Source organism: Saccharothrix longispora, from assembly GCF_030852425.1.
GTDB classification, from domain to species: domain Bacteria; phylum Actinomycetota; class Actinomycetes; order Mycobacteriales; family Pseudonocardiaceae; genus Actinosynnema; species Actinosynnema longispora.
Window position 1 is genome coordinate 38,632 of record NZ_NSDM01000012.1, and the last position, 12,992, is coordinate 51,623.

12 protein-coding genes and 1 tRNA gene are annotated in these 12,992 nt (G+C 71.1%); 12 read left to right on the top strand and 1 reads right to left on the bottom strand.

Annotated elements, in window-relative coordinates; all coding sequences use genetic code 11:
* Positions 1–44: 44 nt before the first annotated feature.
* Positions 45–2,417: an ATP-dependent helicase HrpB gene (hrpB, locus tag CKY47_RS25730; protein ID WP_306748751.1), complete on the bottom strand. Its 2,373-nt coding sequence runs from the start codon at positions 2,415–2,417 to the stop codon at positions 45–47.
* Positions 2,418–2,445: 28 nt separating this feature from the next.
* Here hrpB and CKY47_RS25735 point away from each other — a divergent pair, with 28 nt between their 5' ends.
* From CKY47_RS25735 to CKY47_RS25790, 12 genes are all read left to right on the top strand, one after another.
* Entirely contained in the window at positions 2,446–2,568 is a 123-nt protein-coding gene (locus tag CKY47_RS25735; protein ID WP_306748752.1) for a hypothetical protein, read from the top strand.
* Complete coding sequence (locus CKY47_RS25740) at positions 2,565–3,551, top strand: glycosyltransferase (protein WP_306748753.1); 987 nt, start codon at positions 2,565–2,567, stop codon at positions 3,549–3,551. Before CKY47_RS25735 ends, CKY47_RS25740 begins: the two co-directional genes overlap by 4 nt.
* Before the next feature lie 4 nt (positions 3,552–3,555).
* Entirely contained in the window at positions 3,556–4,368 is an 813-nt protein-coding gene (locus CKY47_RS25745; RefSeq protein WP_306748755.1) for a GNAT family N-acetyltransferase, read from the top strand.
* Positions 4,369–4,429: 61 nt separating this feature from the next.
* Positions 4,430–5,737 (top strand): MFS transporter, encoded by a 1,308-nt coding sequence (locus CKY47_RS25750; RefSeq protein ID WP_306748756.1) that lies wholly within the window; start codon positions 4,430–4,432, stop codon positions 5,735–5,737.
* Between the two features lie 70 nt (positions 5,738–5,807).
* Positions 5,808–6,572, top strand: coding sequence for a DsbA family protein (locus tag CKY47_RS25755; RefSeq protein ID WP_306748757.1), 765 nt, complete (start codon positions 5,808–5,810; stop codon positions 6,570–6,572).
* A gap of 148 nt (positions 6,573–6,720) precedes the next feature.
* A tRNA-Ala gene (locus CKY47_RS25760) sits at positions 6,721–6,793 on the top strand.
* A 674-nt stretch (positions 6,794–7,467) separates the two neighbouring features.
* Positions 7,468–9,036 (top strand): helix-turn-helix transcriptional regulator, encoded by a 1,569-nt coding sequence (locus CKY47_RS25765; RefSeq protein ID WP_306748758.1) that lies wholly within the window; start codon positions 7,468–7,470, stop codon positions 9,034–9,036.
* A 278-nt stretch (positions 9,037–9,314) separates the two neighbouring features.
* A complete protein-coding gene (locus tag CKY47_RS25770) occupies positions 9,315–11,096 on the top strand; it encodes a GmrSD restriction endonuclease domain-containing protein (RefSeq protein ID WP_306748759.1) in 1,782 nt (593 codons plus the stop codon).
* Positions 11,097–11,187: 91 nt separating this feature from the next.
* Positions 11,188–11,463, top strand: a complete 276-nt coding sequence (locus CKY47_RS25775) for a hypothetical protein (protein ID WP_306748760.1) — start codon at positions 11,188–11,190, stop codon at positions 11,461–11,463.
* A gap of 60 nt (positions 11,464–11,523) precedes the next feature.
* On the top strand, positions 11,524–12,129 hold the full coding sequence (locus CKY47_RS25780; protein WP_306748761.1) for a DNA glycosylase family protein: 606 nt from the start codon (positions 11,524–11,526) through the stop codon (positions 12,127–12,129).
* Position 12,130: 1 nt separating this feature from the next.
* Positions 12,131–12,631, top strand: coding sequence for a hypothetical protein (locus CKY47_RS25785; protein ID WP_306748762.1), 501 nt, complete (start codon positions 12,131–12,133; stop codon positions 12,629–12,631).
* Entirely contained in the window at positions 12,618–12,959 is a 342-nt protein-coding gene (locus tag CKY47_RS25790) for a hypothetical protein (RefSeq protein WP_306748763.1), read from the top strand. Before CKY47_RS25785 ends, CKY47_RS25790 begins: the two co-directional genes overlap by 14 nt.
* Positions 12,960–12,992: the final 33 nt, after the last annotated feature.

Genomic DNA, 12,992 nt, shown 5'->3' on the forward strand with positions numbered 1-12,992 from the left:
ATTCGGGATGCCGCAGGTCCGCGGGTGCCCCGCCCGCGCCGTGGCTAGCGGCGGGCGGGCGGGGCGGTCATCGGGTCCTCGGGCCAGCGGTGCTTGGGGTAGCGGCCGCGCAGCTCCGCCCTGACCCGCGGGTAGCCGGTGCGCCAGAACGACGCGAGGTCGCCGGTCACCGCCGTCGGGCGGCCCGCGGGGGAGAGCAGGTGCAGCACGACCGGCACGCGCCCGTCGGCCAGCCGCGGGGTGTCCGTCCAGCCGAACACCTCCTGCACCTTCACCGGCAGCACCGGCTCCGGCTGCGAGTAGTCGACGCGGACCCGTGAGCCGGAGGGCACCTCGAGCCGGTCGGGGGCGAGTTCGTCGAAGCGCGCGGCGGCGGGCCAGGGCAGCAGCAGGCGCACGACGTGCTCGCCGCTGATCCGCTGGAGGTCGGCGCGTCGCCTGGCGTCGCCCAGGTCGACCACGCGCAGGAGCGCCTCGTCGTCCACGGACGGCCACGGCTCGCCCAGCACGCGGTGCAGGAACGCCATCCGCTCGCGCGTCCGCAGCCCGTCCGCGTCCCACCGCAGCAGGCCGACCCCCTCCGCGCGCAGACCCTGGCGGAGCGCGTCCGCGACGGCCGCGCGGTCGCGGAGCGGCTTGCTCGACAACGTGATCGCGCCCAGCCTGCGCAGCCGGTTCGCGACCACGTCGCCGTCCCAGCGCACGTCGTCCTCCTCGGCGAGGAGGGCGGGGGCGGCGGTGACGGCCAGTTCCTCGTCGGCCCGCGCGGCCAACCGGACGCGGCCGTGCGCGCGGCCCGGTTCCCGGTCGGCGACGGCGACCGCCAGCCACTCGGCGTCGGCCAACCCGCTGCCCGGCGGCAGCTCGACGGCCGTGCCGCCGGCCATCAGGTACACCGGTGAACCCGGTGACCGCCTGCGCGCCAGCCGCTCGGGGTGGGCGAGGGCGACGACCAGCGCCGGGTCACCGCCGGAATCCCCTGCTCCGGAACCCCCTGCTCCGGAACCCCCGGTGTCGGGACCGCGGTCCGCGACCATCGCCGACAGGCGGCGCACCTCGCGCGGGTCGGCGTCGCGCGGGTCCAGCTCCACGCCCTTGCTCGCGCGGTCGTCGTCCAGCAGCGCCACCACCCGCGCGGCCGTGCGGGCGCCCACCGCCTCCGCCCCGTCCAGCAGGGCGCGCGCCAGGCGCGGGTGCAGGCCCAGCTCGGCCATCCGCCTGCCCCGGTCCGTCGCACCCCGGTCGTCCAGCGCGCCCAGCGCCCGCAGCACCGCCCGGCCCGCGTCGAGCGCACCCGGCGGCGGCGCGTCCCACCAGGCCAGGCCCTCACCGTCCGGCACGCCCCAGCAGGCCAGCTCCAGCGCCAACCGGGTCAGGTCGGCGGTGCGGATCTCCGGCTCCGGGTAGCGCGGCAGCGTGCTGTGCTCGTGCGCGGGCCAGCAGCGGTAGACCCGGCCCGGCGCCTCGCGCCCCGCCCGACCCGCCCGCTGGTCGGCCACCGCCGCGCTGACCCGCACCGTGACCAGACCCGACATGCCGCGCCGGTGGTCCACCCTCGGCACGCGCGCCAACCCCGAGTCCACCACCGCCCGCACGCCCGGCACGGTCAGGCTCGACTCCGCGACCGCGGTGGCCAGCACCACCCGCCGGCGCGGTCCCGGCCTGAGCGCGTCGTCCTGCGCGGACGCGGCGAGCCGCCCGTGCAGCGGGAGCACGTCCACGTCACCGCCGCCGAGCAACCCCGCGCACCGCCGGATCTCGGCCACGCCCGGCAGGAACGCCAGCACGTCGCCGTCACCCTCGGCCAGCGCCCGCCGGACCGCGCGGGCCACCGCCGGCTCGACGCGCTCACCGCGGGCCGGCGGGGTGTGCGCGACGTCCACCGGGAACGTCCGCGCGTCCACCCGCAGCACGGGCGCGTCGCCCAGCAGTTCGGCCAGCCGGTCCGCGGCGACCGTCGCCGACGTGGCCAGCAGCCGCAGGTCCGGCCGCAGCCCCGCCCGCGCGTCGAGCAGCAGCGCCAGCAGCAGGTCCGCGTCCAGGTGCCGCTCGTGGCACTCGTCGAGCAGCACCACGTCCACGCCTGCCAGCTCCGGGTCGTGCTGCAACCGCCGCACGAGCAGACCCGACGTGACCACCTCGATCCGGGTGTCCCTCGACGTCCGCCGGTCGCCGCGCACCGCGTAGCCGACCGTCCGGCCCACCGGTTCGCCCAGCAGGGACGCCATCCGCGCCGCCGCCGCGCGGGCCGCCAGCCGGCGCGGTTCGGCCACCACGACCCGGCCCTCCAGGGCCGGCGGGACGAGCGTCGTCTTGCCGGTGCCGGGCGGCGCGACCAGCACCGCCGTGCCGTGCTCGGCCAGGGTGCCCGCGATCTCGCCGAGCAGCGGGCGGATCGGCAGGTTCGGGAGCTCCACGGTGGGGCAGTGTGCCAATCTGGGCCGCATGGGGAAGTGGGGAGTCCTCGGCGCGGCGGTGGCGGTGGCCCGCGCGGCGGTGACGATGGCGGTGTGGCGGCGGGTCCGGCGGCTGCCGGAGCGGGGCGTGCGGGACGGGTCGGGTCGGTGACCGTCGTCGTGCCCGCCCGCGACGAGGAGCGCTCGATCGACCGGTGCCTCACCGCGCTGCGCGCGCAGGACTACGCCGACCTGCGCATCGTGGTCGTGGACGACGCGTCCGCCGACCGGACCGCCGGGATCGTGCGGCGGCACGCCGAGCAGGACCCGCGCGTGACGCTGATCAGCAGCTCCGGACCGCCCCCGGGCTGGGCGGGCAAGGTGCACGCGCTGCACGTGGGCACCGCCGGCCTGGACACCGACTGGCTGCTCTGCTTCGACGCCGACACCGAGGCGGCGCCGGACCTGGTCGGCAGGCTCGTCGCCGCGGCCCGGCGCGACCGGGTGGACCTGGTGTCCACCTCCGGGCGCGCGGCGCGGCCCAACCCCGGCTGGTGGCTGCTGCTGCCGCCCGTCAACCAGCTGCTGTTCGAGTCCACGACCGTGGACGGGCGACGCGGCAAGGCGCTCGCCGTCGGCCACTGCGTCCTGGTGAGCCGCGAGGCGTACGAGCGGTCCGGCGGTTGGGCGGCCATCGCCGCGCCCCGGGCGGACGACGTCGACTTCGCCACACTGGTCCGCGACACCGGGGGCCGCACGCGGTACTCCGACGGCGCGGACTCGCTCGCCACGTCCGGGATGGACACGTTCGGCGACACGTGGGCGTCGATGCGCAAGTCGATGGTCGCCGGCACGGCCACGTTCGCCAAGGGCCCCCGCACGGCGTTCCTCATGCTCGTCGGCACCGGGACCGCGCACGTCCTGTTCGGGGCCGTGCCGCTGGTCGCGGCGCTGCGCGGGTCCAGGCCCGGCCTCGTCGCCTGGCTCGTCCAGTCCGCGGCGCTGCACGCGTTCCTGCGCCGGGCCCACCAGCCGCGCTCCGCCGCCCTGCTCGGGCCCCTCGCGCCGCTGGTGTTCGGGGCGCTGGCGCTGGAGGCGGCGTGGCACGCCCTCCGCGGCACGACGAGGTGGAAGGGTCGCGACGTGCGAGGCTGACCGGGTGGTTGACCCGCTGCACGACCCAGACGACCCCGACCTGCTCGACCCCTACCGGGCCCGCGACCTCGCCGGGCTCGTCGAGAACGCCAGGCTCGCCTCCGGCGCGGTCCGCTACGGCAAGGTCGGCCGCGTCGGCGTGGCCCGGGTCGTGGTGAACCGGGACGACCCGCTGCCCACCGGCAACCACGCGTGCGCCGTGTACGGGTCGTCCGCCGAGGTCGCGGGCACCCTGATGGAGCTGGAGCGGACCTTCGCCGACGTGGGGCGCGCCGAGGCCGTGGTCTACGCGTCGCCGACGACCGTGGCCGAGATCGAGGGCCTGGCCGACGACACCGGCTGGCACGCCGTCGAGGAGTCGCTGGTCGCCGTGCACCGCGGGCCCGCCGCGACGTCCGCCGGGGTCCGGCGGGCCGGGGACGTCGACCTGCCGGGCGTGGCCGAGCTGCTCGCCGACGACCTCGGCATGGACGGCACGAGGCTGCTGCGGCACCTCGGGCAGCGGTTGGACGACCCCCGGTGCGCGATCCTCGTGGTGGACGACGGCGACCGGCTCGCCGGGTTCGCGTCCGGGTTCGGCGACCGCGGCGTCGGCCTGGTCGAGCACGTCGTCGTGCGCCCGGCCCGCCGCCGGCGCGGGGTCGGCGGCGCGCTGGTCGGCGGCCTGGTGTCCGCGCTGGACGACGCCGGGGCGCTGCTGGTCGCCGCGCAGGTCGCCGAGGGCGGAGCGGGGGAGCGGTTCGCCGAGGCGTGCGGGTTCGAGGTCCGTTACCCCGTGACCGCCTACGCGCGCAGGGTGGACGAACTGCTGGATTGAGTATTTGCCCGCCCCAAGGCATATCCTTAGCAGGGCTAACAGAACTGTGAGAGGGGCGCACGTGCTGGGGAACGACGTGAAGGTGAAACCCCGGCTGCCCGGCGAGGTGTGGGTCCTCGTCGTGGCGAGCTTCATCATCGCCATCGGCTTCGGCATCGTCGCACCGGTGCTGCCCGCCTACGCCAAGAGCTTCGACGTCGGCACGTTCGCCGTGTCCGCCGTCGTCAGCTCGTTCGCGCTGGTCAGGCTGCTGTTCGCACCCATGAGCGGCCGACTGGTCAACCGGTTCGGCGAAACCTGGGTCTACATCGTCGGCATCCTCATCGTCGCCGTCGGCACCGGCGCGTGCGGCTTCGCCACCGCCTACTGGCAGCTCATCGTGTTCCGCTGCTTCGCGGGCATCGGCTCCACCATGTTCACCGTCTCCGCCGTCGGCCTGCTCATCCGCATCACGCCCGCGACCCTGCGCGGCCGCGCGTCCGGCCTGTGGGCCACCGGCTTCCTGCTCGGCAACATCGCCGGCCCCATCGTCGGCGCGGCCCTCGTCGAGATCTCCATCCAGGTGCCGTTCGTCGCCTACGCCGTCGCCCTCGTCATCGCCGCGCTCGTCGTCTGGTGGTTCCTGCGGCGGTCCACGCTCACCGCGCTCGACACCTCCACCGCACAGCCGTCCATGACCGTGCGCGACGCCGTGCGCTCATCCGCCTACCGCGCCGCCCTCGCCTCCGGGTTCGCCAACGGCTGGGCCGTCTTCGGCGTGCGGATCTCGCTCGTGCCGCTGTTCGTCGTCGAGGCGCTGCGCAGCACCCCCGCCATGGCCGGCATCTCGCTGTCCGTGTTCGCCGTCGGCAACGCCGCCGTCCTCATGATCTCCGGGAAGCTGTCCGACAGCATCGGCCGCAAGCCCATGGCCATCGCCGGCCTCGCCGTGTCGTGCTTCGGCACCGTGTGGCTCGGGTTCACCACCGACGTGCCGCTGTTCATGGTCGCCTCACTCGTCGCCGGCGTCGGCGCCGGCCTCCTCAACCCGCCGCAGAACGCCGTCGTCGCCGACGTCATCGGCGCCAAGGCCAAGGGCGGACCCGTGCTCGCCGCGTTCCAGATGGTCGCCGACTGCGGCGCCATCGTCGGACCGCTGCTCGCCGGCGTCCTCGTCGACCACGTCTCCTACCAGGCCGCGTTCACGCTGACGGGTGCCATGGCCGGCCTCGCCCTGCTGTTCTGGCTCTTCGCCCCCGAGACACTGCCCCGCGTCGAGGAATCGCACGTCGCGTCGGACGTGGCCGGCGAGTGCGGCACGCTCGACGAGGGCCCCGAGGTGCCCGTCGGCGAACGCATCGCGGGCCGCCCGCGTCAGCCGGACGCGTGATCGCACTCAGGTTCCGCTCAGCATCCCTCGGTAGCCTGCGTGCGCAGGTGGACCGGGAAGGACTTGCGACGTGGGTGGCGCTGAGCGCAACGCTCGGAAGAAGAAGCAGGAGCAGCGGGCGGCCAAGGCGGTCGTCGCGGCACGGGGTGCCTCCGGCGACCGGAACAAGGTCGTCATCGGCGTGGCCGTCGTCGTCGTGCTCGCGCTGGTCGTGATCGGCGGCGTGATCTGGACCGCGCAGAGCAAGGACTCCGCGGACGGCGCGCTCACGCCGCCGACCGACGTGACGGGCGTGTCCGCGCCCATCGAGCGCCAAGGCGGCGTCGTCGTGGTCGGCGAAGAGTCGGCGAAAGCCACGATCGACCTGTACGAGGACTTCCTCTGCCCGGCGTGCGGCCAGTTCAAGAAGATCTACGGCCCCCGGATCAAGCAGGAGATCGAAGCGGGCACGCTGCGCGTGCGCTACCACGCCCTGCCGTTCCTGATCCGCTACTCCGACCCCGAGGGCTACTCCCGCGACTCCGCCAACGCGGCGCTGTGCGCGGCCGACGAGGGCAAGTTCTGGGAGTACCACGAGTCGCTGTTCGCCGCGCAGCCCGAGGAGGGCGGCCCCGGTTACACCAAGGAGGAGTTGGTGAAGCTGGGCACCGACCTCGGCATCACCGGTGACGCGTTCAAGCAGTGCGTCGACAGCGACGCCCACATGGCCGAGGCCCAGGCCGAGCTGGACGCGGCGAAGGGCACCGGGAACTTCAAGGGCACGCCCACCGTGATGAAGGACGGCCAGGTCGTCGACTTCGGTGACGAGAACTGGTTGAGCAACCTCGTCGGGTAGGCGGGTAGGTCCGGGGCGGTCACACCTGCGTCTAGCTGCCGGAACGTCCTTGGGGGACCCCCGATTTCACTCGGGAGCACCTCGTGATGTACGGTATTGCCACACGAGAACGGCGGGCCGCGAAGCCCGGCGGGAACGTGTGAGGCAAGGGGCTGTGGCGCAGCTGGTAGCGCATCACACTGGCAGTGTGAGGGTCAGGGGTTCGAGTCCCCTCAGCTCCACAATCGAATACAGCATACGAATCGCCCGCTGACCTGCGGTAATGCAGGTGGCGGGCGATCTTGCTTTTCCGTCCACTGTGGACTGTGGTGGCCGAGCTGGAGCAAATCTGGAGCAGGCGGTCGCTCCGCACGAAATGTTGTCAGCGTTGTGCTCCAGGTCTCATGACCCGGTCGGGTGGTTCTGCCCAGCGACTTTTCGACGGCCGTAGCGGCTACCGATGTCCGGCTCGGGTGAATCCACCCCGGAACGGTCATAGACGGCCGTCAGTGGGCGCATGGGCCCGCGTTGTCACTACGCCGCGGGCAACGTCGCTGTCCAGGTCGGCCTGTGCAACCCCGCGTTCAAGCACAGCAGCCCTGCCCTGGTCGAAGGCGACTCCCTGGCCTACCTCACCCTGCGCGGCCCTCGGAGCCCGAGGCCGCCGGACGCCGCTTCCAACTCGGTGCCACCGGCCGCGGCCCACTCGGCGCGGACCTAATCGCCTGGCAGGTCGTCGACAAGCGGTTCGTCCGCTTGGTGATCTCCACCTGATTCTGTTCGACTTCGCCCCTCGGGAGCCGTCGGCGAATGAACGCGGTCGCCGTGTCATCGCCAAAGTTGGCTGACCACGTTCTTCAACACCAGAGCTACACTACGCACACCAGTGTGCCGCTCGTGCAATCCGGGAGTTCGCATGGAAGTCTTTCACGGCGATGACGAGGAAAGGCGGTCGTCGACAACTCCAGTCCGGCCTGCGCCAAACACGGGCGACGATAGCGAGAAGGTGCACGGCGGCGCTCCCGAAGCAGCGGCCACGAGGCTGGCGGATGAAATCCGTCACCGCCGCAACCAAGCCGGCATGAGCCAACCAGAAATCGCCCGCTTGATCGGGTACACCCGCCAGTACGTGTCCCATGCTGAACGCCCTCAAACCAACCTGCCTTCCCTGGAACTCGTTCGAGCGCTCGACAAGACGCTGAAGGCAGGCGGACTCCTGCTGGAACTACGGGAGGTCGCACGACAGGAACGGCACGGTCGGCGCGACAAAACGACTCCGCCGGACACCTCAGGCAATACCGGCCACATCTCCGAAGACCACTCCGACGATGTGCTTCCGCCTCAGCACGTACGAGCGAGCCAAGAGGATTGGTTGCGCGTCCGCAACGCTCCGGGCGTGAGGGGCCGAGAGCTGACGGAACTGGCGGCCTGGTTGTACCCCGAGTCCGACCGCGCTGCCGGCGGCCACGTGCTCGCCGACTCGCACTGGCTCCTGGAAGAACCCGTCGAGCTGGACTCCGTCAAGCTGCGCTGGGACCAGGACGCCGCGCCCTACGCGCTTCCCGAGGCCGCCACCATCGATGGCCTGCTGCCCTTGCGCGACGAGGACAACCGGTACACGGACTACAGCCGGGCGGTACGCGACCTGGTGCGCCCTCGACTGCTGGAGAACCGTCTCAGCTATCGACTGACCGGCGTGCACGGCGAGGCGGACGGAACTTTGGCGCTGCGGTTCGGACGCACCACGTTCTTCGAGGTTTTCAACGTCAAACAGATGGTCGCGCACGAGTTCAAGAGAGCCTGGCTCCTGTCGGGCAGGCAGATTCCCGGATTTGAAAGGCTTCCGCTGCGTGCGGCCATCGGGAACCCGTTCGACCCCGCGCGACTGCTCATGTCACCCGGAATCAATACTCTGACGATACGACGTGGCAGCCCCGGCGAGGGTGCGAGCTTCGTCCTGCACGAACGGGATGGCGGGAAGGTGGCCGACGGTGGCGGGTTGTGTCACGTGATGCCCGCCGGCGAGTTCCAGCCGTCGTCCTCCGCGTCGGTGGATATAGCGAACGACTTCTCTCTGTGGCGCAACATCATGCGCGAGTTCTCCGAGGAGTTCCTGGGGAACCCTGAACACGACGGCTGCAACCCGAACTCGATCGACTACGAGAACAGCGAGCCGTTCGCGCGCTTCGAGCTCGCACGCGACCGCGGAACACTTCGCATGTGGCACTACGGACTGGTCGTGGAACCGCTCGAACTCGGCGCCCTGCAGCTCACCGTGGCGGTCCTGGACGCACCCGAGTTCGACAGGCTGTTCGCCAACATGGTGTCCACCAACGACGAGGGAAGCGTGATCGGCAAGGGCGGCACCAAGCGCATCCCGTTCACCGAAGAGGCCGTCAACCGCCTCGAACCACGCCTGACGGCCAGCGCGTTGACCCTCCTGCGCCTGGCGTGGCGAGACCGGGCCGCCCTCCTCCGGTACTAGCGTTCGGGCCTCCATCGAACCGACCTGCCCGGAAGTCATGGACGACTCACCTGAAACTCGCTGGAGTCACCTCACTGCAGCGCATCCACTTGTGATCGTACGTCCGGGGTGCGATCGACGCGGCTCGTCGAGGCACGGTGCCGGTCCTTGTGAATGGAGTGGAACCTGCTCGCGCAGCACGTGACGGAATCTCGTGCAGTCGATGCGACGTTCGGAGAAACCTTTCCGTCCGACTGTGCGATACAGCCCTCGACAGCACAGCGAACGGGGTGATCCACGTGGGCGTCGAGGCCTTCGGCATCGAGAAGGAGTTCCTGAAGGACCTGCTCACCCAGGTGGACAGGAGCGAAGCGCAGCTCCCCGAGTTCCAGCGCGGCTGGGTGTGGCCCGACCGCAACATCGCCAGCCTGATCGCCTCGATCTCGCTGGGCTACCCGGCGGGCACCGTGATGATGTTGAAGCAGGGCGGTGACGTCCGCTTCAAGACCAGGTCGGTCGAGGGAGTACCCCGTGCCAGCGCCGTGCCCGACCGGTTGATCCTGGACGGCCAGCAGCGGTTGACCTCGCTCTACCAGTCGCTGTTCCGCGACGCCCCGGTGGAGACCCACGACGTCCGCGGCAACACCACGCGCGGCTGGTTCTACATCGACATGGAGAAGGCCCTGCTCGGCGACGGGGATCGTGAGGAGGCCGTGGTCTTCGTCCCCGAGACCAAGGTCCGCGTGGACTTCCGGGGGCAGGCGCTGCTGGACCTGTCCACGCCGGAGCTGGAGTACGCGAACCGCATGTTCCCGTGCACGGCCGTGTTCAACTCGATGCAGTGGATGATGGGGTTCTTCCAGTACTCGCCCGAGCGGCAGTCCGAGAACCTGGCGCTGTGGGGCAAGTTCCACGAGGCCGTGGTCAAGCGGTTCGAGCAGTACCAGTTGCCGGTGATCGAACTGGGCAAGAGCACGCCTCGCCAGGCGGTGTGCCAGGTCTTCGAGAAGGTCAACACCGGCGGGGTCACCCTGACCGTCTTCGAGCTGCTGACCGCCACCTTCGCCGCCGACGACTTCGACCTGCGCCAGGACTGGGCCGACCGCAAGGCGCAGTGGGCCGGCAGTCAGTACCGGATCCTCTCCGAGGTCGCCAACACCGACTTCCTCCAGGCGGTGACGCTGCTGGCCACGCACGAGCGCCACCAGGCCGCCATGGAAGCCGGTCGGGACGAGGTCGCCGCCCCGCGCATCGGCTGTCGGCGCGCCGACATGCTCAACCTCACCTTGCCGGAATACCGCAAGTGGGCGCCCGCCGTGACCGATGGGCTCAAGTCGGCGGCGCAGTTCCTGCACTCGCAGCACATCTTCGACACCCGGTTCCTGCCTTACGGCAGCCAGCTCATCCCGATGTCCGCGATCTTCGCCCTGCTCGGCGGCAAGGCCGGGACCGTCGGGGCACGGGAGAAGATCTCCCGCTGGTACTGGTCCGGTGTGTTTGGCGAGCTCTACGGCGGCACCACCGAGACCCGCTTCGCGCGCGACGTGCCCGGGGTCGTGGCCTGGGTGACCGGCCAGGGCGGTGAACCGCGCACCGTGCAGGAGGCCCAGTTCTTCTCCAGCCGCCTGCACTCCCTGCGCACCCGCGGCTCCGCCGCCTACAAGGGCCTCTACGCACTGCTGCTCCAAGTGGGGCCTGTGGACTGGGCAACGGGCTCGGACATGTCCGACGAGAACTACTTCGACAACGCGGTCGACATCCACCACGTGTTCCCTAAGGCGTGGTGCGAGAAGCAGGGCATCAGCCCCGCCGAGTACAACTCCATCCTCAACAAGACACCGCTGACCGCCCGCACCAACCGCCTCATCGGTGGCCGGGCTCCTTCCGTGTACCTGCGCGGACTGGCCAAGATCGCGGACACCACACCGGAACAGGTCGACCGGAACGTGCAGTCACACCTGATCTCGGCCGCCGACCTGCGCAACGACGACTTCGACGCCGCGATGAGGGCCCGACAGGGTGCCCTGCTCGACCTCGTGGGCAAAGCCATGGGCAAGGATGCGCAGATCGACACCGAGTAGCCGACCGGCCAGGAGGGTCTGACCTGGCGGTACCCGTGCACCGATCCCGACTGCGGCACAGCGGATGAATGCGTTGACCTTGTATGGCGGGATGTTCGTGGTGGTGGACTTCTCCGACAACTCGTTCGTGAATCCGCCACGCTGGCCGATCTCCCGGGAGGACGGAGTGGTCTCGGCATCATGGGGGCTGTCAACCCGCCCCAGGGAGCTCGCTGTGATCGTGTCCTCGGTGATGACCGGCCATCCCTCCTGGCTGTCGGCAGGTGCAACCGCCTATTGCGCCGTTCGTTCCGGAAGCTCCACCTGGGTGTTGATCTCCGCGCTCACCGAGATCGGTGCAAACCGGACGGAGGCACACCCGGTATAGGGCGACGAGGGCTCCCGTGCTCGACGTCGTCGACCGGTCGGGCTGACCGGCGCCGATGAGGTGGCGGATTTGCTGCGCGCTGCCGGCACGGTGAGACGTTGGCGCAACCCCAACCTGTGGGATGCCCTGGCGACCTCGATCGTCCGGCAGGTGATCCGAGCGGGTCAGGCCCGCAAGCTCTACCGGGCGTTCTGCGAGGCGCACGGCGAGGAAGTCCTCACTCCCCATGGGCTGGCGTGGCTGTTCCCGATACCGGAAGCCGTCCTCGAACTCCCGGACGACGAGTTCACCGGCCTCGGGATGGCCTTCAAGCGCCTTCCGCTGAAAGCCGCAGCCGAGGCGGTGCTGGACTTCGGCGCGAAGTGGGCCGAACTCGACCCGGCCGTCCTGCGAGACGAGGTGCAGAGCGTGCCCCGCATCGGCCCGTGGACTGCGGGCGCGACCGTCGCCGACATCACCAACGACTATTCGCTGTACCCGTACGCCGACTTGGCGGTGCTTACCTGGGCGGACCACCTCTCGACCGGGCGAACCTGGCCCGAAACCGAACCGGAGTTCGCCCGCCTCTGGGCACGGTTGGCGGGCAAGGACCTGTCCGCCTGGACGCTGCTCACACTCGCATGGGGAGTACGTCATGCCAACACCTCGGGAGCTGTCGCCATCTGACGTGTCCGCAGCACTGATCATCGGCACAGACCGACTCCTGCCCCATGACCAGAAGTCGCTGGCCCGGTTCTTCCCGCAGGGACCGGACCTCACCGGCTTGGTGCTGCGGTCGATCCGGTTCGAGCGCCGTGGTCCGGGCTGCACGCTGCGGGTCGACCTGCCGGTGGCGTCGGACGTGCCGGGTTACGGCCGGGTGCAGGCGCACCTGGGGTTCCTGGCGGTCGACGACGTCCGGCTGTCCGGCGGCGCGGTGCTGCCCGCCACGGTCTCGGTCGAGTTCGAGGAACGGCCGAGAGCGAGGCTGGCCGTGTCGGTGACCGGCGAGTCGCTGCGCCTGACGCTGACGTGCGCCGAGCAGTTCCGCTTCGGCAAGATCAGCGCCCACAACTCGCCCCCGGAGGCGGTGGACGACGGGCCGCACGAGTTCACCAGCAGGCTGGACCAGCGGCTGTACACGGCGGTCCCGGGGGCGGAGGTCGACACCTACCATGAGCACTTCTGAGCTTTCGGCGTTCGAGCTGTACGCCCTGCACTGGGACGAGCGCGTGCAGGCGGTCACAGTGTCCTTCGAAGGGCCGCTGGACGAGGCCGCGCGTCGGAGGTGGGAGGCGCCGGACGGGCACGACTGGGTCCGGTTTCACCTCCGGTTCGCCGCGGTCGAGGACGTGGAGGTGCGGGGCTGGAGTCACCGGTTACCCGTCAGGGTGGAGCAGGTGGCGGTGGAGGAGCGGGTGTCGGTCACGGTGACGGGAGAGGGCACCGACGTCCGGTTCACCTCCGCCCCGGCCGTGCGGGTGGGGAGCCGAACGTCCCGAGCCGGGTCTCTCTGACCAGCACGCGCCATGGCACCGGGAGTCGACGCG